The sequence below is a fragment of the Acinetobacter sp. YH16032 genome, from assembly GCF_013417345.1.
GTDB lineage: Bacteria > Pseudomonadota > Gammaproteobacteria > Pseudomonadales > Moraxellaceae > Acinetobacter.
Genome location: NZ_VPEE01000001.1, coordinates 106745 through 132299, shown reverse-complemented (window position 1 = coordinate 132299; position 25555 = coordinate 106745). Strand labels below are relative to the sequence as shown.

26 protein-coding genes are annotated in these 25555 nt (G+C 39.0%); 15 read left to right on the top strand and 11 right to left on the bottom strand.

All coding sequences use genetic code 11. The features are described from left to right. The first annotated feature begins 130 nt into the window (after nucleotides 1–130). The gene (locus FTV32_RS00630; protein ID WP_180027564.1) at nucleotides 131–2749 is read left to right on the top strand and encodes an ATP-binding protein; all 2619 of its coding nucleotides are present in this window, start codon (nucleotides 131–133) and stop codon (nucleotides 2747–2749) included. A gap of 58 nt (nucleotides 2750–2807) precedes the next feature. Here the strand turns inward: FTV32_RS00630 and grxD are convergent, their stop codons facing one another. After that, complete coding sequence (gene grxD / locus FTV32_RS00625; RefSeq protein WP_092766094.1) at nucleotides 2808–3149, bottom strand: Grx4 family monothiol glutaredoxin; 342 nt, start codon at nucleotides 3147–3149, stop codon at nucleotides 2808–2810. A gap of 161 nt (nucleotides 3150–3310) precedes the next feature. Here grxD and FTV32_RS00620 point away from each other — a divergent pair, with 161 nt between their 5' ends. Then, nucleotides 3311–4522: an aspartate aminotransferase family protein gene (locus tag FTV32_RS00620; RefSeq protein WP_180027563.1), complete on the top strand. Its 1212-nt coding sequence runs from the start codon at nucleotides 3311–3313 to the stop codon at nucleotides 4520–4522. A gap of 53 nt (nucleotides 4523–4575) precedes the next feature. Here the strand turns inward: FTV32_RS00620 and FTV32_RS00615 are convergent, their stop codons facing one another. The 3 genes from FTV32_RS00615 to surE all read right to left on the bottom strand — a co-directional run bounded on the left by FTV32_RS00615 (nucleotide 4576) and on the right by surE (nucleotide 7350). Continuing rightward, complete coding sequence (locus FTV32_RS00615; protein ID WP_179998372.1) at nucleotides 4576–5508, bottom strand: LysR family transcriptional regulator; 933 nt, start codon at nucleotides 5506–5508, stop codon at nucleotides 4576–4578. Between the two features lie 103 nt (nucleotides 5509–5611). After that, nucleotides 5612–6451, bottom strand: a complete 840-nt coding sequence (locus FTV32_RS00610) for a peptidoglycan DD-metalloendopeptidase family protein (protein ID WP_180027562.1) — start codon at nucleotides 6449–6451, stop codon at nucleotides 5612–5614. Nucleotides 6452–6579: 128 nt separating this feature from the next. Continuing rightward, nucleotides 6580–7350, bottom strand: a complete 771-nt coding sequence (gene surE / locus FTV32_RS00605; protein ID WP_180027561.1) for a 5'/3'-nucleotidase SurE — start codon at nucleotides 7348–7350, stop codon at nucleotides 6580–6582. Between the two features lie 290 nt (nucleotides 7351–7640). Between surE and FTV32_RS00600 the strand changes: the two genes are divergently transcribed. From FTV32_RS00600 to FTV32_RS00590, 3 genes are all read left to right on the top strand, one after another. After that, nucleotides 7641–8039 carry an MCR_0457 family protein gene (locus tag FTV32_RS00600; RefSeq protein ID WP_035270480.1) on the top strand — a complete coding sequence of 133 codons (399 nt, stop codon included), beginning with the start codon at nucleotides 7641–7643 and terminating at the stop codon, nucleotides 8037–8039. A gap of 119 nt (nucleotides 8040–8158) precedes the next feature. After that, nucleotides 8159–9307: a D-alanyl-D-alanine carboxypeptidase PBP5/6 gene (gene dacC, locus FTV32_RS00595; protein ID WP_035270478.1), complete on the top strand. Its 1149-nt coding sequence runs from the start codon at nucleotides 8159–8161 to the stop codon at nucleotides 9305–9307. 85 nt (nucleotides 9308–9392) lie between these two features. Continuing rightward, nucleotides 9393–9932, top strand: coding sequence for a gamma carbonic anhydrase family protein (locus FTV32_RS00590; RefSeq protein WP_180027560.1), 540 nt, complete (start codon nucleotides 9393–9395; stop codon nucleotides 9930–9932). Nucleotides 9933–10037: 105 nt separating this feature from the next. On the opposite strand, the gene FTV32_RS00585 is transcribed toward FTV32_RS00590, so the two are convergent. Further along, on the bottom strand, nucleotides 10038–10718 hold the full coding sequence (locus FTV32_RS00585; protein WP_180027559.1) for a hypothetical protein: 681 nt from the start codon (nucleotides 10716–10718) through the stop codon (nucleotides 10038–10040). A 229-nt stretch (nucleotides 10719–10947) separates the two neighbouring features. Next, on the bottom strand, nucleotides 10948–11085 hold the full coding sequence (locus tag FTV32_RS00580) for a hypothetical protein (protein WP_180027558.1): 138 nt from the start codon (nucleotides 11083–11085) through the stop codon (nucleotides 10948–10950). A gap of 231 nt (nucleotides 11086–11316) precedes the next feature. Here FTV32_RS00580 and FTV32_RS00575 point away from each other — a divergent pair, with 231 nt between their 5' ends. From FTV32_RS00575 to purB, 4 genes are read left to right on the top strand one after another with little or no spacing between them, the layout of a single operon-like run. Next, nucleotides 11317–11802 carry an NUDIX hydrolase gene (locus FTV32_RS00575; RefSeq protein ID WP_180027557.1) on the top strand — a complete coding sequence of 162 codons (486 nt, stop codon included), beginning with the start codon at nucleotides 11317–11319 and terminating at the stop codon, nucleotides 11800–11802. Nucleotides 11803–11806: 4 nt separating this feature from the next. After that, entirely contained in the window at nucleotides 11807–12940 is a 1134-nt protein-coding gene (gene mnmA / locus FTV32_RS00570; protein WP_180027556.1) for a tRNA 2-thiouridine(34) synthase MnmA, read from the top strand. Nucleotides 12941–12954: 14 nt separating this feature from the next. Further along, a complete protein-coding gene (gene hflD / locus FTV32_RS00565; RefSeq protein ID WP_092766084.1) occupies nucleotides 12955–13686 on the top strand; it encodes a high frequency lysogenization protein HflD in 732 nt (243 codons plus the stop codon). Nucleotides 13687–13741: 55 nt separating this feature from the next. Beyond that, on the top strand, nucleotides 13742–15130 hold the full coding sequence (purB, locus tag FTV32_RS00560) for an adenylosuccinate lyase (protein WP_092766083.1): 1389 nt from the start codon (nucleotides 13742–13744) through the stop codon (nucleotides 15128–15130). A 74-nt stretch (nucleotides 15131–15204) separates the two neighbouring features. Here purB and FTV32_RS00555 read toward each other — a convergent pair whose 3' ends face one another. Next, the gene (locus FTV32_RS00555) at nucleotides 15205–15444 is read right to left on the bottom strand and encodes a hypothetical protein (RefSeq protein ID WP_180027555.1); all 240 of its coding nucleotides are present in this window, start codon (nucleotides 15442–15444) and stop codon (nucleotides 15205–15207) included. Nucleotides 15445–15605: 161 nt separating this feature from the next. On the opposite strand from FTV32_RS00555, the gene FTV32_RS00550 reads away from it, so the two are divergent. Beyond that, nucleotides 15606–16247 carry a DUF2238 domain-containing protein gene (locus tag FTV32_RS00550; protein WP_180027554.1) on the top strand — a complete coding sequence of 214 codons (642 nt, stop codon included), beginning with the start codon at nucleotides 15606–15608 and terminating at the stop codon, nucleotides 16245–16247. 53 nt (nucleotides 16248–16300) lie between these two features. Here FTV32_RS00550 and sohB read toward each other — a convergent pair whose 3' ends face one another. Beyond that, entirely contained in the window at nucleotides 16301–17263 is a 963-nt protein-coding gene (gene sohB, locus FTV32_RS00545; RefSeq protein ID WP_179998383.1) for a protease SohB, read from the bottom strand. Nucleotides 17264–17690: 427 nt separating this feature from the next. Here sohB and FTV32_RS00540 point away from each other — a divergent pair, with 427 nt between their 5' ends. The 3 genes from FTV32_RS00540 (at nucleotide 17691) to ruvB (ending at nucleotide 20774) form a co-directional block, all read left to right on the top strand. Further along, entirely contained in the window at nucleotides 17691–19031 is a 1341-nt protein-coding gene (locus FTV32_RS00540) for a deoxyguanosinetriphosphate triphosphohydrolase (protein WP_035265731.1), read from the top strand. A 121-nt stretch (nucleotides 19032–19152) separates the two neighbouring features. After that, entirely contained in the window at nucleotides 19153–19755 is a 603-nt protein-coding gene (gene ruvA / locus FTV32_RS00535; protein WP_035265729.1) for a Holliday junction branch migration protein RuvA, read from the top strand. 11 nt (nucleotides 19756–19766) lie between these two features. Continuing rightward, nucleotides 19767–20774 (top strand): Holliday junction branch migration DNA helicase RuvB, encoded by a 1008-nt coding sequence (gene ruvB, locus FTV32_RS00530; RefSeq protein ID WP_035265728.1) that lies wholly within the window; start codon nucleotides 19767–19769, stop codon nucleotides 20772–20774. A gap of 14 nt (nucleotides 20775–20788) precedes the next feature. Here the strand turns inward: ruvB and FTV32_RS00525 are convergent, their stop codons facing one another. Next, nucleotides 20789–21577 (bottom strand): hypothetical protein, encoded by a 789-nt coding sequence (locus FTV32_RS00525; RefSeq protein WP_180027553.1) that lies wholly within the window; start codon nucleotides 21575–21577, stop codon nucleotides 20789–20791. A gap of 206 nt (nucleotides 21578–21783) precedes the next feature. Here FTV32_RS00525 and FTV32_RS00520 point away from each other — a divergent pair, with 206 nt between their 5' ends. Both FTV32_RS00520 and FTV32_RS00515 read left to right on the top strand, forming a co-directional pair. Continuing rightward, nucleotides 21784–23136: an amidohydrolase gene (locus FTV32_RS00520; RefSeq protein ID WP_180027552.1), complete on the top strand. Its 1353-nt coding sequence runs from the start codon at nucleotides 21784–21786 to the stop codon at nucleotides 23134–23136. Nucleotides 23137–23412: 276 nt separating this feature from the next. Next, on the top strand, nucleotides 23413–24018 hold the full coding sequence (locus FTV32_RS00515; protein ID WP_180027551.1) for an OmpW family protein: 606 nt from the start codon (nucleotides 23413–23415) through the stop codon (nucleotides 24016–24018). Between the two features lie 57 nt (nucleotides 24019–24075). On the opposite strand, the gene FTV32_RS00510 is transcribed toward FTV32_RS00515, so the two are convergent. Continuing rightward, complete coding sequence (locus FTV32_RS00510; RefSeq protein ID WP_180027550.1) at nucleotides 24076–25137, bottom strand: NADH:ubiquinone reductase (Na(+)-transporting) subunit F; 1062 nt, start codon at nucleotides 25135–25137, stop codon at nucleotides 24076–24078. 11 nt (nucleotides 25138–25148) lie between these two features. Beyond that, nucleotides 25149–25511: a phenol hydroxylase subunit P4 gene (locus FTV32_RS00505; RefSeq protein ID WP_180027549.1), complete on the bottom strand. Its 363-nt coding sequence runs from the start codon at nucleotides 25509–25511 to the stop codon at nucleotides 25149–25151. Between the last annotated feature and the right edge of the window lie 44 nt (nucleotides 25512–25555).

Here is a 25555-nt window from a genome sequence, read left to right as displayed (position 1 = left end):
TTGGTTTCAATATAATTTACGCAAACTTCACCGAGTATTTCATCAATTTGATCTATCTCAACTTGATATTTTTGGCTAAACCTGTATACCTTAAACTATCAAATGTAAATTATAGTTTTGGATTTCACCTGTGACCCAGAGACACGATCAAATTAGTTCCACCGCAGTAGCTTTAACCACGACATCCACAAACTTAGAACAAAACTCGCAAAACAAGCTCCTATCCGTATTTGAATTTGAAGCCACGCAAAACACCTTGAATGCAACAGCACTCAAACCAGAACAACTGACGCATATTCCAAATTATGACAATATTCCTGCGTCTACAAAACGTATCAAGCCTCTTAATAATTTTTTAGGACAAGATCGTGCTAAAGCATCTGTAGAAGCAGGCATTGCCCTTCCATACTCAGGCTATAACATCTTTGCTGTGGGTACGGCAGGGTTGGGTAAACGCACCATGATCAAGCGCTTACTCCAACAACATGCCAAAGATATGCCTACACCGGATGATTGGGTTTATGTATACAACTTCAAAAATGCACGCAACCCAATTGCGCTTAACTTTCCTGCAGGACAAGGCGCAAAGTTTCAAAGTACGCTACATCAAACGTGGCAAACCATTTTCAAACAGCTCGAACGTCGTTTTAGTGCTGAAACGTATCACAATCGGATTGAAAAAATTCGTTTAACGACAGGTCATGAACAACAACAAGCTTTGATTGAGCTCACCAAAGAAGGTGAAGAGCTTGATTTAAAGTTGATCAGTCGTAATGAAGAACACTGCTTTATTCCTGTTCATCTTAAAGACAATAAAATTCAAGAGATGTCTCAAGATGACATCAATGCACTGAGTAGCAAAGAACGTTCTGAAATTGCGTCCAATATCCGTTATATGGATAAAAAGCTTGAGCGTTTAGGTTTACAGATTGGTGATCTTGAAGATGAAGCACGTGATATGGTGTCTGAGTTGAATCGTGACATTGCCAAACAAGTCATTATTCCTCGCATGGAACATATTTTAAATAAATTTCCAGATATCAAATATCTTGAACAATATTTAAAATTATATGCTCAAGATATTATCGACAATGTGGAAACCGTACTAGAACAGGAAGAAAGTGATTTTTCACCTGCTTTATTTAACCGTGTCCCTGCGCGTTATCAAGCAAATTTAGTCATTAGCAACAAGCCAAATTCTGGGGCACCAGTCATCTTTGAAGATTTCCCCACACATTACAACTTACTTGGACATGTTGAACAATTAACGCAAAATGGCACTATCAGCACTGATTTCACTTTAATACGACCTGGTGCACTGCATCGTGCTAATGGTGGTTTTTTAATGCTTGAGGCTGAGCAGCTTTTAGAACAACCTTATGCATGGCAAGGACTCAAACGAGCAATTAAGTCTGGTCAGATTAAACTCTCATCTTTAGAGCATATGCTAACGCTGACGGGCAGTATTTCAATTGAGCCCGCATCGATTCCATTACAATTGAAAGTCATTTTAATGGCTGAACCAGAAATCTATTATGAAATTCTGGAGGTGGAGCCTGAGTTAGGAAGTATCTTTAAAATCAGAGCTGATTTTACCGACACATTACAACGTAATGACGAAAATGAACAAGCTTATATGCATTTGATTGCAGACTATGTTCAATCCTCTAAACTCCTTCCATTTGATCGTTCTGCCTTGGCTGCTTTACTGACCGACTCAAGTCGTCAAGCAGAGGATCAGAGTTCGTTGTCACTACATGCCTTAACTTTAGGTGATCTGATTCATGAATCTCATCACCATGCATCTAAATCTAATGCAACTATGGTGACAGCAGAACATATCGGCACTGCGCTCAAACACCGCCAATATCGTCTAGGTTACTTACGAGAGTTGTACTGGCAAGATTTATCTCGTGGTACACAGCTTATCGAAACGCGTGGTCATCGACTCGGTCAGATTAATGCTTTATCCGTGATTCACTACGCAGATGTAGAGTTTGGCTTACCATCACGATTGACTGCTTCAGTGTATCAAGGTGGTGGCGATATTTTAGATATTGAACGTAGCGTGGAGTTAGGCGGTTCACTTCATGCTAAAGGTGTACTGTTAATGTCGTCTTTCTTGAAGGCACATTTCGGACGTGAACAAACCTTGCACTTCTCTGCCGCTTTGGCTTTTGAACAAAGTTATGGTCAAGTCGATGGTGATAGTGCAACCGTTGCAGAACTCTCCGCTTTAATTTCTGCGATCAGCCAACTGCCGATTGATCAGTCATGGGCGATTACGGGTTCAATGAATCAACTGGGTCAAGTACAACCGATTGGTGGCGTCAATGCCAAAATCGAAGGTTTCTTTGATGCATGTAAACTTCAAGGTTTAACAGGCAAACAAGGTGTCATTATTCCACGTCAAAACATGCAGCATCTAATGTTACGTCAAGATGTGATTGATGCTGTCGAGGCCGGTCAATTCCATATTCATGCCATTAACACAATTGATCAAGCACTTGAGATTCTCATGGCGCATCCTGTCGGAGAATTAAATAAAAAAGGTCGCTATACCAAAGGTTCAATTTATGCTGCTGTCATGGAGCAGCTAGAATATTGGCAAGCCATTGAAGATGGCGCTGAAATTGAAGAAGAGCCAAAGAAAAAGAAAAAAAAGAAGAAAAAAGACAAAGCTAAAAAAGATAAAGCGATCAATGTTGAAGGACAACCTTCTCAACTCGCTGATGAAACTTCAAACTAGTTTGAAATTTTCAAAAATAAAAAAAGCACCCATCGGTGCTTTTTTTATTGCGCTCGAATTAAGCTTCAGGCGCTGGGCTATATTGCTCCACGAGCGTTTTTAATTCGCCTGTTTGGAACATTTCTAGCATAATATCACTACCACCGATCAACTCACCATTGATCCATAATTGTGGGAATGTTGGCCAGTTTGCAATTTGTGGCAAAGTCGCACGAATGTCTTGGTTTTCAAGAATATTTACATAAGCAAATGGGCGACCAATTTGGCTCAATGCTTCAACTGCACGTGCAGAGAAACCACATTGTGGGAACTGTGGTGTGCCTTTCATATAAAGAAGAACTGCATGTTTTGCAATTTGATCACGAATTAACGCTTCTGTATCACGCACTTGTTCAGTCATTGATTAAATCCTCAACTATTCTGCCTGCATTATACCTAAAACCGCCGTAAAGAGTATGGATTGCTAAATTTTTCCAGTTTAATTTGCAATTAGGCTTTTAATCTTAAGCAGATTTTGCTTAGATAAACTTTTATTTTCCACCTAACAAATACGAGTTAGACATGAACAATATCACCCTCGCTCCAGTTCAAACTGATCAACCATCTCATTTGATGCCTGTATTCAGCCGTCAACCGATCAGCTTTGTGCGTGGCCGAGGTTCGTATCTTTATACAGCTGAAGGTACAGAATATTTAGATGCGCTGACTGGCATTGCAGTATGTGGTCTAGGTCATGCACATCCACTTTTGGCAGAAGCAATTGCAGAACAAGCAGCGACGCTTATTCACACCAGTAATATTTATGAAGTACCTTGGCAGACTGCAGCTGCGCAAAAGTTAGCTGAAGTATCTGGTATGGAAGAAATTTTCTTCTCGAATAGTGGTGCTGAATCAAATGAAGGTGCAATTAAAATTGCGCGTAAATACGGTCATATGCAAGGTATTGCTCTGCCGAAAATCATTGTCGCTGATCATTCTTTCCATGGTCGTACAATGGCAACACTTTCTGCGACAGGCAATAAAAAAGTACAAGAAGGTTTTGGCCCGCTCGTTGAAGGTTTTATCCGAGTACCTTTTGGCGACATCGAGGCAATTGAAGAAGCAGCAATCAACCATCCAGATATCGTCGCGATTCTCGTTGAACCGATTCAAGGCGAAGGTGGTGTAAATACTGCCCCTCAAGGTTTTAGTTATCTTGAAGAAATTCGTCAAATCTGTAATCAACATAATTGGTTGATGATGCTAGATGAAGTTCAAACAGGTAACGGCCGTACAGGAAAATATTTTGCGTATCAACATACCAATATTATTCCTGATGTCATGACGACAGCTAAAGGCTTGGGTAATGGTTTCCCAATTGGTGCAGTGATGACTCAAGGTAAAGGTGTAGGTATTCTTACTGCAGGTAACCACGGATCAACTTATAGTGGTACTGCATTGGGTTCGCGCATTGTCTACACGATTATCGATTTGATGCAAAAAGAAAATATTATTGAAAACGCAGCAACAATTGGCCAATATTTAGTTGATCAATTCCGTACACAACTTGCAGATCAAAACGTTATTGTTCGCGGCTTTGGTATGATGATTGGTATTGAATTACCAAAACCATGCGCAGAGTTGGTGGATATTGCACGCATAGAACACAATCTAATTATTAATGTCACCGCAGGTAATGTCGTTCGTTTGTTGCCAGCGTTGAATATGAATCAAGAACAAGCTGATGATTTATTAAAACGCTTAGTTCCAGCGATTAAAAACTTCTTGGCTTAAGCTAAGATCAATAAAAAAGCCGCATATTGCGGCTTTTTTATTAAGAAGAACACTTAAGATGCTTCTTGGAATACTCGACCACCAGGCAACTGGCTGAAATATTGTTTTAAAGCATCTAGGCAGCGATGAATTTTCATTGGTTGTTGTTCACGTTTTAATGTCATTGCATTCAAAGTGTATGCAGGTAACTTCCATTCAGGTAAAACTTCAACCAATGTGCCATTCATTAATTCTTTTTGCACATCTAGATATAATAATCGCGCAATGCCGTGACCATTTTGGCACAGTGATTTAGCGACATAAACATTGTTTGTCTGTAAACGATTTTCCATGGACACATTCACCAATTCACGCGATGTACTGTGTTCAAATGTCATCATTTGCTGATTTTTTACAATATTTACTGGAATCAAATCATGCTGTGCTAAATCTTCAGGTCTTGAAATAACTGCATTTTGATTCAAATAACTTGGTGAAGCCACCAAGACTTGATCCACACGTGCAAGCGGCAGACAAGATAAATGATTAGACTCATCTACGCGAGAACACATTCTCACTGCAATATCGATTCTTTCTTGAATCAAATCGACAAACTGATTTTCAACTTCAAAGTGAACGGTTAAACCACGATGTGCCGAAATCCAATGCGATAACGCAGGAACTACATGGGTTGCACCGAGTTCTGGCGTTGTTGCAATACGTAAATCACCAACTAAATCGTCTCGTAACTCATTAATTCGAATTTTACCGCGCTCTGCTGCAGCGAGCATTTCTTGACAGCTATGAAAAAAGGCCTGCCCCGCTTCCGTTAAACTTAGTTTTCTTGTGGAACGGTGCAGAAGTGTTACTTCCATTTCTTGTTCTAGTGAACGAATTTGCTGACTAACCGCACTCGTCGTGATGCCTAAATCTCGAGCAGCACCACTGAAAGAGCTTTTTTCAACAACACATGCAAATACGCCCATCGAGCGAAGTTGATCTAACATAAATTTCCCTCTGAAATTATGAGATGCTTCTCTAATTAACAAAAATTAACAAAAGCAACTCATTGTATTATACGAAGAAATTGTTAAATTGCACTAAATATCTTCAGTTGATTGGCAAAATATTTGCTGGATTGATTGGCTTACCATCTAAACGAACTTGAAACTCAAGCATCGTACGGGTTGCACCACTCGAGCCCATTTCTGCAATTTGTTGCCCTGCACTTACGTTCTGCCCACTCTTCACTAACATACGGTTATTGTGCGCATACGCAGTGATATAACCATCAATATGTTTAATGAGCACCAAATTACCATATTCTTTTAAACCATCAGCTGCGTAAACCACTTGACCATCAGCTGCTGCAAAAATTGGATCACCAACATTGCCACCAAAACGTAATCCCTTGACATTACTTGCCACATTGAAGTTTTCAATGACTGGACCATTCGATGGTTTTACCCAGCGTAATGAAGTTGCTTTAGTTGAAGTCGTCGGTACTGCAGCAGTTACCGCGGGTACTGGTGTGGTTTGTGGTGGTGGCGTAACCACAGCTGGTTTTGTTGGTAACTGAATGGTTTGACGTTGAATCTGAGTTTCAGTCGCTGTCAAAGGACGCGTGGTCGAACGTGTCACTTGTCGATTGCCAGAGGGTTTTAATCTTAAAGATTGATTTACATAGATGCGATAAGGCGGTGCAATATCATTCATCTCCGCAATGCTCAAATAGCTCAATCCATAACGTGCCGCAATTTTACTTAAAGTGTCGCCAGAACGAACTGTATAGAAGTCAGGAGCAACCGCATAACGAGCAGAATTGTGGATTTGGGGTTTCGATGCACAGCCCGACAAACCAAGAAAAGAAGCGACAGCAACCGCGATCAATGCTGAGTGAATAGATGGTTTAGACAACTTCAAAACTGTTTTGGGTCTGACCAAAAGCATGATTTCCCTCTCTGACAAAAGATTAAAAAGACTGAATTCGGCTTAAGAGTAGCAAAATTAATGCTAAATTCACCGTTTCAAATATATTTTTCACAAAGTTATAACACATCCTACCTGTGGTCGTTCAATTAAAGCCCTAACTGAGATTCAAGTGAAGCCAACACCTGATAGTTGGTAGCATCCATTTGGATCGGTGTCACACTGACATATCCATTTGCAATGGCAAAAAAGTCTGACTGATAACCCAGTTGGCTTTTTTCGGGATCTGTTACGGCCTCTCCAGCCAAACCAATCCAAACAACTTGACGACCTCTCGGGTCAACTTGTGTGGTAATCGGTTTCGTTTGTTTTCTTCTTCCTTGATAAGTCACCAATGTTCCTTGTATTTCAGCCGTATCCGGAATATTAATATTGAAAATATGACGCGGTGGTAACTCAGGCAAACCATTTTTAATAAATTCATATACCCAATTTGCAGCTTGTGCATAATCTTGAGCATCTTGATACGAACGAACATTTGGACCAGCCAATGAAACTGCGATTGCAGGTTGTTTCATGAGTCGGCCTTCAAACGCGGCCCCAACTGTACCTGAATACAAGACATCATCACCTAAATTCGCACCACTGTTGATCCCGCTTACGACTAGATCAAATTCAAAATCAAATAGACCATTCATTGACAGATAAACACAGTCCGCTGGTGTGCCATTAATTGCCCATACATCTTCTGAAATTTGCACGGGTCGCAATGGACGATCAAGCGTTAATGCACTTGAAAAACCACTCCGCTCACTTTCGGGAGCAACCACTACGACTCGACCCAAAGGTTTTAATGCTTGTGCTAATGCTTGTATTCCTGGTGCAAACACACCGTCATCGTTGGCAATCAAAATATTCAAAACAATTCACTCAATTCATGTAATCCCATCTGTTCGATAGCCTAATCAAAATCCCCACACACAACAATGAGCACACGCATAGATGTTGAGGTTTTAAACGCCTTTAATCTTGGTAATCTGCTTACCCTTTAATCTTGAAAACTCGGCATATAGTCATCCCCCTGTTCAAATCCGAACTTTTCTTCTTTACTTTCTGAGTTCCAACAGCATTAATACACTTTCTCTATTTTTTAAACACGAAAAAAGATTATTCTATTCTTATAACTAACTTACTAATTTTTGAGTCATTTATGCAAAAACGTTTTTTACAATTGATTTCAACCGCATTTATCAGCAGCTCAATGTTATTTTCAAGTTTCACTTTCGCCAATGCTCAAGACTTAAAAGAAAATATCGAAGTTACTCAACAAAAAGTGACTAAAGATGAACTCGCTGCAATCTATGTCTTTTCAGAATCATGCCCAAGTTTAGTAGAAGAAGATGCAGCGTTTAAAGCAGGCTATCAAAAGCTATTAAAAGACTATTTACCTAATGAAAATTCACCTCAAACCACGCTGAACAATCTAATTAAACAACAGGATTATCAGCAAGCATTAGCTCAAGCGAGACAAGATGCGAAAAACGCTGGAGATAAAGCAAATCAACAAGTGTGCGAGGATATAAAAAAATATCAGTCTTCAGTTAAATAGAGCACGAAATAGTTACAATTCGATTGAAATAAGCCGACTCCACTGCTAGAAGTCGGCTTTGCTTTGTCCTAGAATGCAAAGCTGATTTTTGCGTTCATACAAGATTGGAACTACATAGAATGACCCGAAAAAGCGCCATTGCTGCATTATTACTATTACCTTCATTTACTTATGCAGCAACTGTTTTATCTTCACCACCAGAACTCAATAACAAGTCTTACGTTTTGATGGATTATGAAACAGGTCAAATTCTCGCAAGTAAAAATGAAAATGAAAAACTTGCTCCTGCTTCAATGACCAAAATGATGACCAGTTTCATTATTGAACAAAAGTTGTTGAACGGTGAACTCACGGAAGATGAAAAAGTTCGTATGAACGAGTCTGCTTGGTGTCGTGGTAGTAGTACAGAATCTTGTATGTATGTACCTCTCAACGGCACAGCAACCGTATTGGAAATGTTACGCGGGATTATCATTCAATCTGGTAATGACGCATCTAAGGCGATGGCTGAGCATATTTCTGGTAATGAAGGTACATTTGTACACAGCATGAACCAAGAAGCAAAGCGTATTGGCATGACCAACACGAACTTTATGAACTCAACAGGTATGCCTGCTGAAGGTCATTATTCTACAGCGAAAGATATGGCTACCCTTGCGAAGCACATCATTCATGACAGTTCAAAGTATTATCCTATTTACTCTGAAAAAGAGTTTACTTTTAATGGGATCAAGCAAGGTAACCGTAACGCGTTGCTATATACAGATCCGAGTGTAGATGGTCTTAAAACAGGTCATACTTCTGAAGCTGGTTATTGTTTAACGACTTCAGCTAAACGTGGCCCAATGCGTTTAATTTCAGTGATTTTTGGTGCTCCATCAATGCAAGCACGTGCAACACAAACACGTGATTTGTTATCTTGGGGTTATGCAAACTTTGAAACTGTCAGTGTTCAACCCGCTCACAAAGAGTTGACCACTTCTAAAGTTTGGTTTGGTCAATCTAATCAAGTGAGTGTGGGGCTTGCTGAGAACTTCAACGTGACTATGCCAAAAGGTCAAGCAAATGCCATTCAGACTCAAATCGCGGTTCAACCGAACTTAAATGCCCCTCTTCAACAAGGGCAAGTTGTAGGTAAATTAACAGCGACACTTGACGGCAAAGTTATTGCGGAGAAGCCGCTTGTTGCTTTGCAAGCTGTTGAAGAAGCTGGTTTCTTCTCGCGTATGATTGATCATATCAAACAGTTCTTTAGTAATTTATTTTAATTCGCAGCTTGACTAAAGATATAAAGGCACTCAAATTCTTTTGGGTGCTTTTTTGTTTATAATGAATAAAAACAGGCAATTTTTTATGACTGAAAGTATCCGCAAATACTTAGAGACTTACCCAAAATTTGATACAACAAATTATATTGATCCAACTGCGTTAGTGATTGGTGATGTTGCCTTGGCTGAGAATGTTTCGGTCTGGCCTTATACTGTGATCCGTGGTGATGTTAATTTTATTCGGATTGGTAAAAATTCCAATATCCAAGATCATTCCATGTTGCATGTTAGTCATAAGAAAGCGGATAAACCTGAAGGCTCACCGCTCATTATTGGTGAAGATGTGACGATTGGTCATCATGTGAAATTACACGGTTGTACCATTGGTAATCGTGTTTTAGTCGGTATTGGCACGATTATTTTGGATGATGTTGTTGTTGAAGATGATGTGATGATAGGTGCGGGTTCGCTTGTTCCACCCAACAAAGTATTAGAAAGTGGTTATTTATATGTGGGTAGTCCTGTGATAAAAGTGCGTCCACTGACTGATAAAGAAAAAGCTTTTCTGCCTTATTCGGCACAAAATTATGTAAAGGTTTCGGGGAATTATATTAATAAAGAATGATTAGGGTTAAAACTAATTGTTTAGTATATTCATGAGATAGAAATCAGAGAACTTCTATCTCTGCTTATCTATTTCCAACTCAAATCTCCCAATAAAAGATAACCATTAAATGGCTAACAGAGCCTTCAAATTTTCTATAGCTTCGATAGCATTTTTATTTGATACTTCAACCATATCCTCTGGGTCAACATCTTCTCTACTACCTTCCACAAAACCCCTCTGATACTCATTTGATGGTTTTTTTAATATCAATAGATCATCAATATAATCTAATAGCTTTAGTTTAGTCTGATAATCAACAAGAGAAATATTTGTTTCTAATTGGCATGTTTCTTTTAATGTTATTAATGTCTGATAAACCTCATGAAGAGATTTAACTATTTCGCGTAGGTAAGCCGCTTCCAATTTATATAAATCTTTATACTGATATGCATCAAAACCATTTTGTGCAGCATATAAATTTTCTGCAATTTCATATTCTTTTTCAACAAAAAATGCTAATTCATCTTTTAAAATAGTACTAATATATGTAAATCTCTTTCTTAACTCAGAAAAATTATTTAACATATTGAATTCATTTTCTTTTTTATGTAAGAATATCATTAAATAAATTACGACTATTGTATTAATAATTGTAAATATTGCACCAATAGCAGTAAACCATGCCCCAAATTTTGCATAATAATCAAGCTCAGATTGAGTTATAGGTATAAAAAATATACATCCATAAATAGCACCAGGTAGAAGAAGTAAAAATATTGAAAGAAGCAAGATAACTAATCCCATCTGCTTTCTTCCATATAAAACACTATTCAATTTATTAGATAAATTTCTCAAACCACACTCTAATATTTGATTAATCTAATTATCTTATCATCAATTAACCGCAAATTTACTTATAGCCACAAAATGTATAATTTCAGACTTTACTACTTCGATCTCCACTACCGCCCTTATAAACTAATCAATGTATCTCACCCTGTAAATAATTAGCCACTACGACATCAACAAAGACTTAATCAATCCACATCAACGCATCTCCAACAACATTCTTTTCAAAAACAGTTTGATCAATCCAACCAAAGGTGTAGCAGACAACAACAGCAATTAAGCTCCAAATGATTAATTTAGAAATATCTTGAATACCATTCATTATTTTTTTCCTCTTATTATGTCGTACCTATTTTTATTTATATATTATATTAAACTGATCAAAAAACGACTTATAAAATGTATCTTATCTATAATTCGCTTATGTTTTTTTGACAGGTGTTTTCAACCTAAAAGCAAGCTTATTCTAAAGGTCAAAAGAATATTTCATCCAACATAGCCACACACCTCAAAATTTTATACAATATGCCTTCCCTTCATCTGGTGCTTTTTTATGACCGCTTGGACTGCTCACGTCACTGTTGCAACAGTGGTTGAAAAAGATGGTAAATATCTGTTTGTAGAAGAACAAACTGAAGGTGTCATGCACACCGTTTTTAATCAACCTGCAGGTCATGTTGAAGCTGGTGAAACCCTTATTCAAGCCGCAGTTCGTGAAACCATGGAAGAAACAGGTCACCAAGTTGAAGTCACAGATTTATTGGGTATATACACCTATACCCCACCTATGTTTCCGGATCGTACCTATTACCGCTTCTGTTTTTTAGCAAAATCAACACAGTATTTTGCAGATGCAACACTAGATACAGGTATCGTAGGTGCAGTTTGGATGAGCCTAGATGAGCTGTTAGAAACAGCGCGCGCGCGTAGTCCTTTGGTCATCAAAGCCATTCAAGATGCCCAATCAGGACAAAATTTTCCTTTATCGCTCGTTTATGAGCACCAAAATTCTCCCTTAATTTCAAATTTGGATGCCTAATCCTATGCAACAACGTGTCATCGTCGGTATGTCAGGTGGTGTAGACTCATCTGTCTCTGCGGCTTTATTACTTCAACAAGGATATCAAGTTGAAGGTCTTTTCATGAAAAACTGGGAAGAAGATGACGGCACAGAATACTGCACGGCTATGGATGATCTTGCAGATGCGCAAGCCGTATGTGATCGTATCGGTATCAAATTACATACAGCCAACTTCGCAATGGAATATTGGGATCGTGTATTTGAGCACTTCTTGGCTGAATATGCTGCGGGGCGCACCCCAAACCCAGATATTTTATGTAATAAAGAAATTAAGTTCCGTGCATTCCTCGATCATGCCATGAAATTAGGTGCTGACTTCATCGCAACAGGACACTATGCTCGTCGCGGTGAAACCACGACCAACTCTAAAGGTGAGCAATATGCGCCTTTACTCCGTGGCGTGGATAACAACAAAGACCAAACTTATTTTCTACATGCCGTTCATGGTCGTGAAATTAACAAGACCTTGTTCCCTGTGGGTGAGATCGAAAAGCCTCAAGTGCGTAAAATTGCTGAAGATTTAGGTCTTGCAACAGCGAAGAAAAAAGACTCTACAGGTATCTGTTTTATTGGTGAACGCCGATTTAATGACTTCTTAAAGCAATATTTACCTGCTCAACCAGGTAAAATTGTCCTTGAAGATGGTAAAGAGGTTGGTGATCATCACGGCTTAATGTACTATACGCTCGGTCAACGTGGTGGTATTGGTATCGGTGGAATGAAAGGCGCTGAAGAAGGTGCTTGGTTCGTATTACACAAAGATATCGAAGGCAATCGTTTAGTTGTTGGCCAAGGTCATGAGCATCCCCTCATGCAAAGTACCATGTTATGGTCTGAAGCGATTGATTGGGTTGCAGGTGAGCAAGAGATTCCAGAAAATGGTTTCCGTTGCACAGCGAAAACTCGCTATCGACAACCTGATCAAGCATGTGTCTTATTTAATGACCCAAATGCACCGCAAGGTGTACGTGTAGAATTTGATGAACCTCAACGTGCTGTTACGCCAGGACAAAGCGTTGTGTTTTACGCGGATGAAGTTTGTTTAGGTGGCGGTGTGATTCATCATACTAATGCGCCTAAACCTGATTTTATTTAAAGGAATTTTCAGGCATGACAGAGTTACCGTTCCAGCAGCTTCAGACTCTGAATGATCGTCAAAACAGAGCTTTGGCTTTGGCAGCAGTATTTCAATCGACTCAGCTGACACATATGACAGCCATTGCAGGTCGACAAAATATTGGCGAAAACGGTAACTTCTATTTAGAACAATTAATTAAGGCGAGTTTAAATATTCGCCCTACTTCCAATAAGAATTGTCAAACCTTAGATTTTTTTAACCAGCTTGCAGATATTTCTCTGGGATTAAAAACATTAGAAAGTAGCATCACCCAACCATTCAATACTGCACCAAAATCAAGAATACCTAAATTTGCCAATGCAAAACTTCCAATGTCCTATGCAATGGCGTTATTACATCTAGAAAAGAAAGTATATAGCAACCCAAAATTCGTTGAAATTATTGAAAAATCACAAGAAAAAATACTAAAACAACTCTCCTTTTTTGATCATAATTATCTACATCCAAGTATTCTTGCAAACCTTGCTCAAACCTATGTCGAAACTGCAGGACAGATTAATCCTCGCATTATGGTGAAAGGCAATGCAGAAGCTTTTAAGGATTCTTCGCACACCAATCGCATTCGTGCTTCATTGTTTACAGGTTTACAGATGGCGCATTTATGGCGTCAGTCAGGTGGAAGTTCATGGAGCATGATCTTCACCAAACGCAAGTTACTGAAAGATATTCAAGATCTCGCTCGTTTACAGTTTCAGGTAGTTTAACCTGATGTATATCGAGTTCTGTTTTACGTTTCATTCCAAAGTTTAAGGAATTGCTATGAACGCTTTAACCGCACTTTCTCCATTAGATGGTCGCTATGCAAGCAAATGTGATGCTTTGCGCCCTTTCCTCTCTGAGTTTGGTTTAATCCATGCTCGTGTGACTGTTGAAGTGCGCTGGTTACAAGCACTTGCAAATCGCCCAGAAATTACTGAAGTGCCAGCTTTTTCTAACGAAACAAATGCAGCTTTAGATGCAATCGTTGCAAATTTCTCTGAAGACGATGCTAACCGTATCAAAGAAATCGAACGCACAACCAACCATGATGTAAAAGCGGTTGAATATTTCTTAAAAGAGAAAATTGCAAACATTGATGAACTTAAAAATGCGGGTGAATTCATTCACTTTGCTTGTACATCTGAAGACATCAACAACTTGTCCCATGCACTCATGCTGAAAAGTGGTCGTGAAGTACTAGCTACGTCTATGCAACAAATCGTGGACTCAATTGTTGCACTTGCAGAAAAACACGCAGATCAACCAATGTTGTCTCGTACACATGGTCAAACTGCAAGCCCAACAACATTGGGTAAAGAAATGGCGAACGTGGCATACCGTCTTGCACGACAAATCAAACAATTCAATAATGTTGAGCTTCTAGGTAAAATCAATGGTGCAGTAGGTAACTATAATGCTCACCTTTCTGCTTACCCTGAAATTAACTGGCCTGCTCACTCGCAAGCATTTGTTGAATCTTTAGGTCTCACGTTTAACCCGTATACAACTCAAATTGAGCCACACGACTACATGGCTGAATTGTTTGATGCGCTTCGTCGTTTTAACACAATCCTTATCGATTTCAACCGTGATGTTTGGGGTTATATCTCTCTTGGTTTCTTCAAACAAAAATTAAAAGAAGGTGAAGTTGGTTCTTCAACAATGCCACACAAAGTGAACCCAATCGACTTTGAAAACTCTGAAGGTAACTTGGGTATTGCTAATGCAGTCCTTGCTCACCTTGGTGAAAAGCTTCCAATTTCTCGCTGGCAGCGTGACTTAACTGACTCTACTGTTCTTCGTAACATGGGCGTTGGTTTTGCACAAAGCTTGATCGCATTTGAAGCTTGCTTGAAAGGTGTGGGCAAACTTGAATTGAATGCCGACCGTATTCTTGAAGACTTAGACAACGCTCAAGAAGTTCTTGCTGAACCAATTCAAACAGTAATGCGTCGTTATAACGTTGAAAAACCATACGAAAAACTGAAAGCCCTTACTCGTGGTCAAGCAATGACTCGCGAAATGATGGTGAATTTTGTGAATGGTAACGAATTAGAAGCTGTTCCTGCAGCAGATCGTGCGCGTCTTGCTGAAATGACACCTGCATCTTATACAGGTAATGCTGCTGAGCAAGCGAAACAAATTAAAGATTTGATTGCTAAAATCTAAATAGTATTGAATAAAAAAGCGAAGCTTAGGCTTCGCTTTTTTTGTATGAGACTCATCAAATGTTTCAATAAAAATCATGCTTCATCAGGACAGTAACGTATAAAGTCAGTTCTGAGCTTTTCTAATTCATCACCAGTTAAAACATCGCTATAGTAAATATAATGAGTCACTTGAGCATATTGAATGTCATGCCTAAACATCATTCCTCGGAGTGATACTGAGATCTCTTCAGGAAAGTCATTCAGAGTAAACTCTTCAAACTCATAATGAAAATATGCATTTTGCTGTGCAAGAAAAGCAGCTGAAACCGTCATAATAAAAACTCAAAATAAATCATATTCTAACTGATCATCCTGATTGCAATGAGCTATTGATATAAACAACTATTTATAAAAATAATGCGATCTGCAGCTTATCCTCAGGATTGATCCATTACAATCATATGAAGAAATTAATCAAATCAACATATAACAAAATGCACTACAAAAAATTTACTCATAAACACCACCTCGTATTCTTCATTTTCATAATGGTGCTGATCTTGGCAAGTATAAAGCCTCTTGAATATGCTTCTTATGGCTTACATCAACTTGGCACAGCTTTAATGCTGGTGTTTTTGATCTATATACAAAAGAAAGTTAGTTTGAGTTTTATCGCATTTTCTCTCTATATTGGATTTCTGATCATTCATATTCTTGGGGCACACTATTTATATTCGTATGTTCCCTATAATGAATGGTTGATGCACAACTTCGGCATAGATTTAAACGCACAGATGGGTTGGGAGCGAAATATGTATGATCGCTTGGTCCATTTTACCTATGGTCTACTTCTCTATCCTTTTTTCCTGAGGATCATTCAATTCTATTTACCCCAATTATCTGAACGAGTACTTTTTCTTATTGTGGTTCAGTTTGTCATGGCCACCAGTCTCATTTACGAATGGATTGAATGGTTGATTGCAATTAATCTTTCCCCTGAGGCAGCAGAAAATTATAATGGTCAACAAGGTGATATTTGGGATGCCCATAAAGATATGCTGTTCGCAACACTTGGGTCCATGATCACAGGAATAGTGATGTTATATCGAAAATTAGACTCTCGACCATACAAATGATAAATCATAAAAAAAAGCCAATCATTAGATTGGCTTTTTTTATTTCATCGAATTTAAAGTTTAGGATCACGTAGTTGCACTAAGTTCGCATTAGTTTTGACTAAAGTGTCCATGACTTTATTCATCACAGCAGGAATCAAACTGTCTGCCATTTGTGCTGCTTGCAGTCCTAATTTCTCACCTAAGGTAGGTTTACGGCGAGTTTGAATCAAGTAAACATCATGCACTGTCAATAAACTTAGTAAATACTCATCCGAGGTTTGAAGCTTATCAACCAAATTCAAATCTAATGAATCTTGACCGTACCAATGTTCACCTGTTGCTACTTTTTCAACATTTAACTGTGGACGATATTTTTCAACAAAATGCTTGAACAATGCATGCGTTTGTTGCAACTCTTCTTCAAACTTGGCTTTACCTTCTTCCGTATTTTCACCAAACATGGTCACGGTACGTTTATATTGACCCGCAGTATAAAGCTCAAAATCAACATTATGTTCTTTAAGTAAACGATTAAAATTAGGCACTTGAGCAACAACGCCAATTGAACCAATCACTGCAAATGGAGCAGAAATAATTTCGTTACCGATACATGCCATCATGTATCCACCACTTGCTGCGACTTTATCAACACAAATGGTTAAATGAAAACCAGCATCGCGCAGACGCACCAATTGAGCAGCCGCAAGCCCATAACCATGTACCATCCCACCTGGACTTTCCAAACGTACTACGACACGATCACGCCCTGCTTTAGCAGTCGCCAAAATCAAAGTAATTTCTTCACGAAGATTCTCTACAGCTGAAGCTGCCATGTCACCTTTAAAATCAATTACATATACTTTCTGATTATTCTTTTTACGCGTGCGTGCTTCTTTTGAAAACTGCTGAGACAACTGCAGAAGTTCAAGTTTAGATGCAGTACTTTGCGCAATTTTTTTTCGTTGTTCATTAATACGCGCATTTAAGTGAGTGACTCGAATTTCGGCAGGAAGTTTCGGCAAATGAAATAACATATAAATTCACATCTCTATAATTCATCTTTATGAGGATAACATGAGGTCAAAATAGACAAATTTCAATAGCTTTATTGAAATGTTCTGCCAATCATAGGATCAATTTGATCAACAATCGGCATAAAAAGTAGATACGTTATGCATACTAATTCGTTAAAAATTATCGAACCGACTCGCATCCACGCATCATCTCATGATTGATATCTATCTTTATAATCAATTAGAGACTCTTATATGATTTGAGAGTGAAGAAATTGAATTATATTTGGAGAATAATTCTTAAAATCAACATCTTAATAATCATTATTTTACTTCTTAAACTTTTCTGAAATGCATTTTCAATGCGCCAAATTATGTCGTGTCAGCATATATTTTTCACGATTTTTTTGGCATGATGGTTCCATACAGTAATGATGAATAATGATAAATGACTCAAATGCGTTGGCTGGAACTGTTATCAACAGTTCGATTTGGTAGTTCAAAACAAAATACAGAACAAGCACGTAGCCCCTTCCATAAAGATTATGATCGTATTATTTTTTCACAGAGTTTTAGGCAACTTAACCGTAAAACTCAAGTGCACCCCCTGACTCAACATGACGGCATTCATACGCGTCTAACACATTCCCTTGAGGTTTCTTGCATCGGACGCTCTTTGGGAATGCTGGCGGCTGAAAAAATTCGTGATGAGTTACCTATGTGGATCTCTCCTGCAGATGTCGGTGCAATTATTCAAGCAGCTTGTCTTGCACACGATATTGGTAATCCCCCCTTTGGTCATGCAGGTGAATATGCGATTCGTGAATGGTTTGATGATGCATCACACGGCGATTTTTTATCGAGTTTAACCCCTGAACAGCAGGCCGATGTTCGCCAGTTTGAAGGCAATGCTCAAGGTCTTCGTTTACTCACGAAAATTGACTATCACCCTAATGACGGTGGAATGCGCCTCACTTACGCAACCTTAGGAGCTTACTTAAAGTACCCATGGCTTTCTAAAACCATTGACTCTCAGGGGAATACGCCTGCCAGTAAACGAGCTAAATTTGGTTGCTATCAATCTGAAAAAGAAATTTTGCAACAAATTGGTCACCAATTAGGTCTTATACAATATGGTGAATATCATTTCTGTCGCCATCCACTCACCTATTTACTCGAAGCTGCGGATGATATTTGTTATGCCCTGATCGATTTAGAAGATGGCATTATTCTTAACATGCTCAGCTATGAGCAAGTCGAGCCTATTTTTTTAAATCTGCTTGGTGACTATGGCACGCCTGCTGAACTTGCAATGCCATACACCACGTGGCAACAAAAGATTGCAGCATTGCGTGGTCGTGTGATGAAACGCTTGGTTGATGAAGTCACTTCCGCTTTTGCTAAACATCATTTTGAAATTTTGTCAGGACAGCTTAAAGGTAGTTTGCTCCAATATTGCTCGCCCGATATCGAAGCAGGAATTGATTGTGCAAAGAATTTAGCGCGGGAAAAAATCTTTGAGCATCCTCAAAAATCTGGTTTAGAAATCATTGCACATCAAAGCTTACAGCACATACTAGATGCCTTTATTCCGCTTACGACACCCAATAAAATTCATAATTTTAAGGAAGGGCGTTTACTGTCTATTATCTCAGGCTTAGGTGTTCGTTTTAGTGATGATCACTATGACAATATCATGCAAGTCTTAGATGTGATCTCAAAATTTTCGGATCATCAGGCTTATCATTTGGCACAGGAACTTCAAGGGAATAAAGTTGGATTTTTATAAACCTTAAATTTAGTGTTCAGGAAAAGAGCATAAAGTGTTTTTTGATTTTGCGTTCTGAAGCAATGAACACTACTATGCTGACATAGTGAATTTAACATCGACAAATAAGTGAAATAATTGAATGATTGGATGTCTTATTGGTGAAGTGCTTGCTTTGGAAGCACCAACAGTTTTATTGAATGTAAATGGTGTTGGCTATGAGGTTGATACACCTCTCTCAACATTTTGCCAATTACAGAAAGGACAAAAAGTCACATTGTGGACGCACTTGGCTGTACGTGAAGATGCCCAATTACTGTATGGTTTTTCCAACGCACAAGAAAAAAGTATTTTCCGCACTTTACTTAAAGTGAACGGCGTTGGTCCCAAAATGGCATTGGGTATTCTCTCAACACTCAGCGTGGACATGCTCATTCATACCGTTGAACATGAAGATGTAAACACTTTAGTCAAAGTTCCAGGTGTTGGTAAAAAGACTGCAGAGCGTTTGATGATTGAACTTCGAGATCGCTTTAAAGCGCTTGCAGCTCAGCCATCCACATCAAACTCTACAACAGCGCAAATTCAGTTTACGGGTAACTCTGCTGTCGCTGAGGCTGAAGCTGCTTTACAGTCATTAGGTTACAAGCCACTAGAAGCCCAAAAGTTAGTCAATGCCGTTAAAGGTGACTTCACTGAGGCATCCGATATTATCCGTGCTGCTTTAAAATCGATGAATAAATAAGATCTCATATTATGCAAGACCGTATTATCAGTGGTTCTGAAAAACCAGAAGATCATTTTGATCGTGCCATTCGACCAACATCATTAGATGATTATATTGGTCAACCTGTTGTGCGTGAGCAGATGGAAATTTTCATTGGTGCAGCTCGTGGACGTGGTGAAGCTTTAGACCATACCTTGATTTTTGGTCCTCCGGGTTTAGGTAAAACCACACTTGCCAATATTATCGCGCGTGAAATGGGTGGCAATCTCAAATCCACCTCAGGTCCTGTGTTAGAGCGCGCTGGTGATTTGGCAGCAATGCTCACCAACTTAGAAGAAGGTGACGTTTTATTTATTGATGAGATTCACCGTCTCTCTCCAGTGATCGAGGAAATCCTTTATCCCGCGATGGAAGATTACCAACTGGATATTATGATTGGTGAAGGCCCTGCTGCGCGTTCAATTAAGTTAGATTTACCACCATTCACTTTAGTCGCTGCGACTACTCGTGCCGGTTTACTGACCTCTCCGCTTCGAGATCGTTTTGGTATTGTCCAACGATTAGAGTTTTATTCGGTTGAAGATTTGACCCATATCGTGACTCGTTCTGCAAATCTGATGGATGTTCCAATCACAGAAGCTGGTTCGAAGGAAGTGGCTCGTCGTTCTCGTGGTACGCCTCGTATCGCAAACCGTTTACTGCGTCGTGTACGTGACTATGCGCAAGTGAAAGGTACAGGTGAGGTCACACAAGAAATGGCGCAACGTGCGCTTGATATGTTGAATGTGGATAAAGATGGTTTAGATACACTCGACCGTCGTTACCTGTCGATGCTGTTAGAGCGTTTTGATGGTGGTCCTGCAGGTGTTGAAGCTTTAGCAGCGGCTATGGCAGAAGATTCAGGCACGCTGGAAGATGTGATTGAGCCTTACTTGATTCAACAAGGTTATGTCATGCGTACTGCTCGTGGTCGTATTGCGACAAATCAGGCGTATTTACAGTTTGGAATGACACCACCTGAACCGAAAGAGAAGTGATTTATAAAAGCAGCTTAGGCTGCTTTTTTTGCCAGTATCTTTTTGAACATCCATTTATTTTGATTAATAGCTCTTTTACATTTTTCTATATCGCCCATCAATCCCTCTCTTCCTCTTACTAGCCTATTCTTCACCGATGCCGCTAGCTTAATCGTTTCAGAAATAGCTTGATCTATATCATCATAAGTATTTTCTTCCATTTCTAAAGCAGAAAACAATAACTTGGAACGGCTTTCAAATAATTGATCGAATTTTTTATTAATCCCTGCAGTCACTTCATGTTCATAACTTCCGATCTCCACTTGTTCAGAGAATTGGAACTGTATATGACTTAAGTGCAATAGAGTCACGGATGATAAAAACAATTCGATATCAACAATAAACATCTCTGCAGCATTTCTAAATCTATCTGTAACACTCTTCTCTCTTTCAAATTTTTCTTTTTCAGCTTGTAATACTTGCTGCTGTTCAAATAATCTCGCATTCAAATCCATCGCTGATTGTTGCGATGCTTTTATTTCTTCTACTACAGTTTTAAAAGACATTTCCGTTAATTGAAAGCTTTTGCGTCCATACCAATATGCTAACCACGTTGCTAATCCTCCTAATATCAAAGCAATAATTACTGATAAAGCAAACGATGAAATCGCTGTGGTATCTGTCGAATGTTGAATATTTAAAGGAATTTTTTGAGTTTTCGGATCAACTAGGATATTCGTCATATATAAAGGCTGTTGAGGTACAGTCCATGGAAGTTGAATCATGACATCTTGATCATTCATTAGTTCTTCTTCAACACTCATTAACTCCCCCACAACTATTAAAATAATTATTTAAAATGAATAATTTACAAATAATAACAACTTTAAATCTATGGATAAAGCATTGAAAATCAATGCTTCATGGTCACTATACTTTTCATGTATTTCGATATACCTCTTAAGTTTTGCAACCATCAGAAGTGAATGAGAAGCTCCTAAAACTTTTGGATTTTTAGGAAATAGAGTTCATGATCTCACTTAGGCTATTTTATGCTTGTACCCTCTTGCCCCTTTGTTCAACCTTGAGTTTTGCAGATTGGGTTGATGACGGTGTAAACGCGGTTGAACAACATACCATCAAATTAAGACAACACATTCACCAACATCCCGAACTCGGCAATATGGAATTTAAAACCTCGGCTCTGGTTCAAAAAGAATTAAAAAAATATGGGATTGAAGTCCGCACAGGCTATGCCAAAACGGGTTTAATCGGAATTCTTAAAGGTGCAAAACCTGGCCCAGTGATGGCATTACGTGCAGATATGGATGCATTACCAATCGAGGAAAAAACAGGACTTTCTTTTGCAAGTAAAGCAAAGTCAATCTATCAAGGTAAAGAAACGCCAGTGATGCATGCCTGTGGACATGATGCTCACACAGCAATGTTACTCGGCGCTGCAAAAGTGCTTTCGGAAAATAAAGATAAAATTGCAGGTACTGTTGTGTTTGTCTTCCAACCAGCTGAAGAAGGTGGAGCAGATATTGATAACTTTAGCCATGGCGATCAAATTGGTTCACGCAAGATGATCGCTGATGGGGCTTTAAAAAATCCTAAGCCTGAAGTGATCTTCGGTATGCATGTTATGGCAGGTATGCCAAGTGGTCATATTTTCTATAAAGATGGCACTATTTTAAACAGTGCAGATCACTTGCGCATTCAGGTCAGTGGAAAACAAGTTCATGGTTCTATGCCATGGCTTGGACGCGATCCCATTTACGCTTCATCTCAAATGATTGGTAATATGCAGAGTTTAATCAGCCGTCGTGCAGATTTAACCAAAGGTATGGGGGCAATCAGTATTGGCAGTATCCAAGGTGGAACGGTAGGAAATGTGATACCAGAGCAAGTTAATATGGTTGGCACGATTCGATCAAATAATGAAGAAGTCCGCCAGAATATTCTCAAGGATTTACCAAAGCTCATCGAACATAATGCTCATGCAAATGACGTAAAAGCCAAAGTAGAAATTGCCGCTTATGCCCCCGTCACTACGAACGATAAAACACTAACTCAACTCATCGCGCCCTCACTTGCGAAAGTTCATGGCGAAGATAAATTACATGTGCTCGAGAACAATGCGAGTGCAAGTGAAGACTTTGCCTATTATGGTCAACTTATGCCTTCATTGTTCATTTTCATTGGTGCAACACCTCAAGATCAAGAGATGAGTAAGGCTGCACCCAATCATAACCCTCAATTTATTGTAGATGATGCGACATTAAAAACTGGCGTTGAAAGCCACATTCGTTTTGTGATGGACTATCCGGCTATTGCACAACAAGTTCAAAAAGACTGGATAAAAACACACAATAAGGTTTAAATCATTTTAATGGTAAGTTGAATTAAGGAGAGTCTAGAACGATAATTCTTGACTCTTCTCAAATACATATTTTATTGAAATGCAAATTTCATTATTTCATTATTTCATTAAATTTCAATCGTACTTTTTATATAATAAATGAAATGATGAAAACCACAAATCTAAAAAACAAACAAGTTATTGATTTTTTTAAAAAATAAACATGGTACAACTATTGCAATATTCCTAATCAATTTCAAAGTAATGAAATTGACTATATTTAAAGGAATAAATTTGATGAAAAAAACAATACTCTGTACCAGTTTGGCCCTAACGGTAAGCACCGCAATTTCTGCCTCACCTTTACTTTCGCATGACAAGTATCTACGGTTTGGTATTACCCAGATTGAAGCAGACAAACATCCTGGCCTGTTATTTAACAGTGTTGAAACCTCAATTGGTGAAAGTTATCGACCAACCCTAGCCATGGGGCTATTCCTCAGTGACAACATCAGCCTGGATTTATTAGCTGGTATCCCGCCACAACATAATTTTTATGGTGATGGAGTCAAACTAGGCAGCACCAAATATCTACCACCCACCTTGAGTCTCCAGTACCATTTCAAACCCAAAGGTAATATTAATCCTTATCTAGGCATTGGTTACAACTATGTCTATTTTTATGATACTGACAGCACAGATGGTTCAGATGTTGATCTGTCCAATTCACATGGCATCGCGTTTAACGCCGGCCTAGAATATTTCATCAATAATAAAATTACTCTAGGTTTTGATTATCGTTATGTCAAAGTAGACAGCGATGTGAAAATCAATGATGCGGATGCAGGTAATCTTAAAATTGATCCAAGTCTCTACAGCCTTACACTGGCTTATCATTTTTAAATCATTCAATAAAAAAACAGCCATTTGGCTGTTTTTTTATGTTCACCTATCAGGCACTTAGATATGTTTAAATAGTGCTGAACGTGATTGATCCGATGCGCCATCGGCCGCACTGAGAAAGCGTTCTGTATGAATATCTCGTTCAAACAGACGACTTTGCATTAGCGTGGAAATCGCAGCGTCAATCATGAGGGGTGGACCGCACAAATAAGCTTTATGACCAGAACATTTATTTTCAAAATAATCTGCTACGGCTTCATGTACAAATCCGGTAAATCCATCCCATTGATCTTCGGGCTTCGGGGCATTCAAGGCTGGTATATAACGGAAATTCGGATATTGTTTTACCCAACCTTCAAATATTTTACGGTTATACAGTTCTGCTACATCACGTGCACCTTGGAATAAATAAATGGTACGGTTATCCCCTTGTTCTAATAAATCTTGAATCATTGATTGAGGGCTAGATAGGCCCGAACCACCTGCGATAAAAATCACATCCTTCGTATCAGACTTGCGTACAAAGAATTGTCCATACGGTCCGGAAATTTCTAGCTGGTCGCCAGTCTTTAATGATTCATGGACATAAGTAGTCGCTGCGCCACCCGGTACTTGGCGGATATGTAATTCAACAATACCTTCCTCACTTGGGGAATTGGCGATCGAAAAGGCGCGTGTACCTTCAATTCCAGGGAACCGAATATTGATGTACTGCCCAGCTTGGAATTGCATTGGACGATCTAAGGCTAAACGCACGCCTTTAATCGTCGGTGAAAGCTGTTTGATCTCAATCACTTCAGCCTGAAAATCTTCGACTAGATAACCAAGGAAGTCTTCATCCTCATCAACATCAGCTTCAATGACCATATCTGATTCTGGTTTGCAGCAACATGCTAGAACTTTATTTTCTTCACGCTCAATGTCCATTAATGCAAATGGAGAAGCTTCACCAACATCATAATATCCATCTGTCACCTGCACTTTACAGGTACCGCAGGTGCCATGACCACAGGCAAATGGCAACCAGACTCCTTGACGTAATGCTGCATCCAAAATGGTTTGATCTTCTTCGACTTCGATGGTGGTTCCAATCGGTTCAATCGTGACTTGATAACTCATTTCAACGCTCCTTAAACATGACGATGCTGGTAGCCATCCAGCCCAGGTGTAATGAAGCGCAATAGTGATTTATGACCAATATTTTGACTTGCCAAGCTTTGATCCAGTTTCGGTTGGAACGACTGACCATCTAACAAATATTCGACTTTTGACCAATCAATTTCAGTAAATTCAGGATGTTGGTGGAAACCACCTTGTATCTGTTGATCAATTAAATCCTGAAAGCTTTGCTGTGGAGATGCCAACATGGCATGTGCCGCACAGTATAAGGTGTGATGATCCCATCCCACATAAATCAGAATGTTGTCGCCATAATGTTTTTGTAGATCACGAGGTTCAAAATCATATTGGTTGTTAATTGCTTTTACTGGCATATCCCTAAACTCCTAAATTCCATGAGTAAGCTGGATAGCCCATT

Coding starts and splice junctions, on each gene's coding strand:
- grxD (WP_092766094.1), bottom strand. CDS start 3,149: ATGACTGAACAAGTGCGTGATACAGAAGCGTTAATTCGTGATCAAATT.
- FTV32_RS00620 (WP_180027563.1), top strand. CDS start 3,311: ATGAACAATATCACCCTCGCTCCAGTTCAAACTGATCAACCATCTCAT.
- FTV32_RS00615 (WP_179998372.1), bottom strand. CDS start 5,508: ATGTTAGATCAACTTCGCTCGATGGGCGTATTTGCATGTGTTGTTGAA.
- FTV32_RS00610 (WP_180027562.1), bottom strand. CDS start 6,451: ATGCTTTTGGTCAGACCCAAAACAGTTTTGAAGTTGTCTAAACCATCT.
- FTV32_RS00600 (WP_035270480.1), top strand. CDS start 7,641: ATGCAAAAACGTTTTTTACAATTGATTTCAACCGCATTTATCAGCAGC.
- dacC (WP_035270478.1), top strand. CDS start 8,159: ATGACCCGAAAAAGCGCCATTGCTGCATTATTACTATTACCTTCATTT.
- FTV32_RS00590 (WP_180027560.1), top strand. CDS start 9,393: ATGACTGAAAGTATCCGCAAATACTTAGAGACTTACCCAAAATTTGAT.
- FTV32_RS00585 (WP_180027559.1), bottom strand. CDS start 10,718: ATGGGATTAGTTATCTTGCTTCTTTCAATATTTTTACTTCTTCTACCT.
- FTV32_RS00580 (WP_180027558.1), bottom strand. CDS start 11,085: ATGAATGGTATTCAAGATATTTCTAAATTAATCATTTGGAGCTTAATT.
- FTV32_RS00575 (WP_180027557.1), top strand. CDS start 11,317: ATGACCGCTTGGACTGCTCACGTCACTGTTGCAACAGTGGTTGAAAAA.
- mnmA (WP_180027556.1), top strand. CDS start 11,807: ATGCAACAACGTGTCATCGTCGGTATGTCAGGTGGTGTAGACTCATCT.
- hflD (WP_092766084.1), top strand. CDS start 12,955: ATGACAGAGTTACCGTTCCAGCAGCTTCAGACTCTGAATGATCGTCAA.
- purB (WP_092766083.1), top strand. CDS start 13,742: ATGAACGCTTTAACCGCACTTTCTCCATTAGATGGTCGCTATGCAAGC.
- FTV32_RS00555 (WP_180027555.1), bottom strand. CDS start 15,444: ATGACGGTTTCAGCTGCTTTTCTTGCACAGCAAAATGCATATTTTCAT.
- FTV32_RS00550 (WP_180027554.1), top strand. CDS start 15,606: ATGCACTACAAAAAATTTACTCATAAACACCACCTCGTATTCTTCATT.
- sohB (WP_179998383.1), bottom strand. CDS start 17,263: ATGTTATTTCATTTGCCGAAACTTCCTGCCGAAATTCGAGTCACTCAC.
- FTV32_RS00540 (WP_035265731.1), top strand. CDS start 17,691: ATGACTCAAATGCGTTGGCTGGAACTGTTATCAACAGTTCGATTTGGT.
- ruvA (WP_035265729.1), top strand. CDS start 19,153: ATGATTGGATGTCTTATTGGTGAAGTGCTTGCTTTGGAAGCACCAACA.
- ruvB (WP_035265728.1), top strand. CDS start 19,767: ATGCAAGACCGTATTATCAGTGGTTCTGAAAAACCAGAAGATCATTTT.
- FTV32_RS00525 (WP_180027553.1), bottom strand. CDS start 21,577: ATGAGTGTTGAAGAAGAACTAATGAATGATCAAGATGTCATGATTCAA.
- FTV32_RS00520 (WP_180027552.1), top strand. CDS start 21,784: ATGATCTCACTTAGGCTATTTTATGCTTGTACCCTCTTGCCCCTTTGT.
- FTV32_RS00515 (WP_180027551.1), top strand. CDS start 23,413: ATGAAAAAAACAATACTCTGTACCAGTTTGGCCCTAACGGTAAGCACC.
- FTV32_RS00510 (WP_180027550.1), bottom strand. CDS start 25,137: ATGAGTTATCAAGTCACGATTGAACCGATTGGAACCACCATCGAAGTC.
- FTV32_RS00505 (WP_180027549.1), bottom strand. CDS start 25,511: ATGCCAGTAAAAGCAATTAACAACCAATATGATTTTGAACCTCGTGAT.